Raw genomic sequence first — 2,782 nt, 5'->3', positions numbered from 1 at the left:
TATTACAGCTTTGTCGGCAAGATTGACTTGCCCGAAGCCTAACGCCCGACCTATCCGACACAATGGCCAAGTGCCGGATAGGAACGGCAAAATTTTTTACACTTCTATTGCTTCTTTATCGCACATCAATAAAGAGCCAGGGCATGAAGCAGCTGATGGCCGGCGGCGGTGTCGCCCTGATCGGCACTACCCTGGTTCCCCTGCTGAGCGGCCTGTTTGGCTGAGAAAGCCGGCCCCATAAGCCAGCAGTAAATCCTGTAATCCATCTCTTTTCCCAGCGCTACAAGCGGGAACTGCCGCCCACAGAACAGGGCTTTATGAACTGGCCCGCGGCGTATTGGAAAAGGAGAAAACAAATCATCCATCATTTATTTCAGGAGGAAAATCACATGGAAATCTTTTCTGTTGGAACCGCTCTCTTTCAGTTCCTGGCATCTCTCATGACCCTGCTGTCCCGTTTCCCGCTGCTGGGCTAAGGAGGCTGACCCGTGGACAAGGTACTCCAGAAAATCACAGAGTGGCTTAAGGAGATACTGGTCGGCGGGGTTATGGGCAACCTGTCCGGGATGTTTGACAGTGTCAACAAACAGGTCGGAGAAATCAGCGAACAGGTCAGTTTGACCCCTGCCGAGTTCTCACCGCGGGTCTTTGAAATGGTCCAGGAGGTGTCCGAATCGGTGATCCTGCCGATTGCGGGCATCTTCCTGACCATTGTGGCCTGCTATGAGCTGATCCAGATGGTGATCGACCACAACAATCTGGCCAGCTTTGAGACCTGGACCTTTTTCCGCTGGGTATTCAAGACCTTTGTGGCCGTCACCCTGATCTCCAACACCTTCGACATCACGATGGCAGTCTTTGACCTGGCGCAGACGGTGGTGTCAGAATCCGGCGGCATCATCGCCGGCAGCACAGCGGTGGATGATACCACGTTGGCCAGCCTGCAAACTTCCCTCATGTCACTGGAGCTGGGCGAACTGCTGGGACTTTACCTGCAGTCTTTCATCATCGGGTTCACGATGCAGATTCTTTCCATCGCCATATTTGTCATTGTGTATGGCCGCATGGTGGAAATTTACCTTGCCGTCAGCCTGGCCCCCATCCCGTTTTCTACCTTCGGGAGCAAAGAGCAGGGACAGATCGGGCAGAACTATCTGCGCAGCCTGCTGGCCCTTGGTCTGCAGGGGTTCCTGATTATGATTTGCGTGGGCATCTATGCGGTGCTCATCCAGGGAGTGTCCTTTGCATCCGATCCCATCGGCTCTATCTGGGGTGTCATCGGCTACACCGTCCTGCTCTGCTTCACGCTGCTTAAAACCAGCACCATTGCCCGCAGTATCCTGAACGCCCACTGATTCAACACCCTATTATAAAAGGAGGTATTCATGGCAGCCTATATTTCTGTCCCGCGGGACCTGACGCGGGTTAAATCCAAAGTTCTGTTCGGCCTGACCAAACGGCAGCTTATCTGCTTCGGGACCGGCGCACTGATTGGTGTGCCGGTCTACTTTTTTGTCCGGGCCGCCGGCAATCTCAGCCTGGCAGCCCTGGCCATGATTGTGGTTATGCTCCCGTTCTTTTTCCTGGGGCTGTACGAACGGAACGGCCAGCCCCCCGAAGTGGTGGCCCGGCAGTTTTATCAGGCCCGGTTTGTCCGGCCCAAAGTCCGGCCTTACCGGATCAACAACTACTATGCCGCTCTGATGCGGCAGGCAGACGCCCAGGAGGAGGTGAACCGCATTGTTCAAAAAGCGGCAGAAAGAAAAGCCCGCGGATAAGCCTCTGCTCACCAAGGCGGAGAAGAAGAAGATCGACCGCATTGTGAAAACGGCCAGGAAGGATGACGGGATTCCCCGTACCGCCCAGCAGACCATTCCCTTTGAACGGATGTTTGCCGACGGCACCTGCCGGGTGCGGGACAGCTACTACACCCGCACCATCCAGTTTCAGGATATCAATTACCAGCTGTCTCTGCAGGAGGACAAGACCGCCATTTTCGAGGAATGGTGTGCATTTCTCAACTTCTTTGACAGCTCGGTACACTTTGAGTTCTCCTTTGTGAACATGGCCGCCGATGCAGAGAGTTTTGAGCACAGCATCCGCATCCCGCCCCGACAGGACGGCTTCGATGACATCCGGGCTGAGTACAGCCAGATGCTGAAAAAGCAGCTGGCCCAGGGCAACAACGGCCTGACCAAGACCAAGTTCATCACCTTTGGCATTGAGGCGGCATCCATGCGGCAGGCAAAGCCCCGCCTGGACCATCTGCAGAACGACATCCTCAACAATTTCCGGCGTCTGGGCGCGGCAGCCCGTGTCCTGAACGGCTGGGAGCGGCTGCGGCTGATGCACGATCTGTTCCACATGGGCGGTGAATCCAAATTCAGATTCGACTGGAAGGACCTGCCCAAGTCGGGGCTGTCTGCAAAAGACTTCATCGCCCCCAGCGCCTTTGCGTTCAACACCCGTACCTGCCAGATCGGCGGGATGCACGGTGCTATGAGCTTTCTCGCTATCACCGCTTCCGACCTCAGTGACCAGCTGCTGAAAGACTTTCTCGGGATGGAAACCAGCCAGATTGTCACCATGCATGTGCGCTCCGTGGACCAAAACAAGGCCATTAAAACGGTTAAGCGAACCATCACCGAGCTGGACCGCAACAAGATCGAGGAGGTGCGCCCAGATAGGGCATTGTGTAGTGTAGCGTAAGGGACTACCCCGTAAGATAACGCGGGAAACAACCTGCCTAACCGAAAGGCGAAAGCTGAAACGGGAACAGAGC

The 2,782-nt window shown here is 55.4% G+C and carries 2 protein-coding genes and 2 pseudogenes; all 4 read left to right on the top strand.

What is annotated here, in order from left to right; translation table 11 throughout:
- Positions 1 to 131 precede the first annotated feature (131 nt).
- A pseudogene (locus B5F27_RS17515) lies at positions 132 to 224 on the top strand (Maff2 family protein); the annotation flags it as partial.
- Between the two features lie 264 nt (positions 225 to 488).
- Positions 489 to 1,355: a CD0415/CD1112 family protein gene (locus tag B5F27_RS16045; RefSeq protein ID WP_087369045.1), complete on the top strand. Its 867-nt coding sequence runs from the start codon at positions 489 to 491 to the stop codon at positions 1,353 to 1,355.
- Positions 1,356 to 1,385: 30 nt separating this feature from the next.
- Positions 1,386 to 1,778: a PrgI family protein gene (locus B5F27_RS16040; RefSeq protein ID WP_087229282.1), complete on the top strand. Its 393-nt coding sequence runs from the start codon at positions 1,386 to 1,388 to the stop codon at positions 1,776 to 1,778.
- 31 nt (positions 1,779 to 1,809) lie between these two features.
- Positions 1,810 to 2,673 (top strand): annotated as a pseudogene (locus B5F27_RS16035) (conjugal transfer protein TraE); the annotation flags it as partial.
- Positions 2,674 to 2,782: the final 109 nt, after the last annotated feature.

The sequence above is a fragment of the Faecalibacterium sp. An192 genome (assembly GCF_002160175.1).
In the GTDB taxonomy this organism is placed as follows: domain Bacteria; phylum Bacillota; class Clostridia; order Oscillospirales; family Ruminococcaceae; genus Faecalibacterium.
The sequence above is the reverse complement of the archived record's forward strand: the minus strand, read 5'-3'. Positions and strand labels throughout refer to the sequence as shown.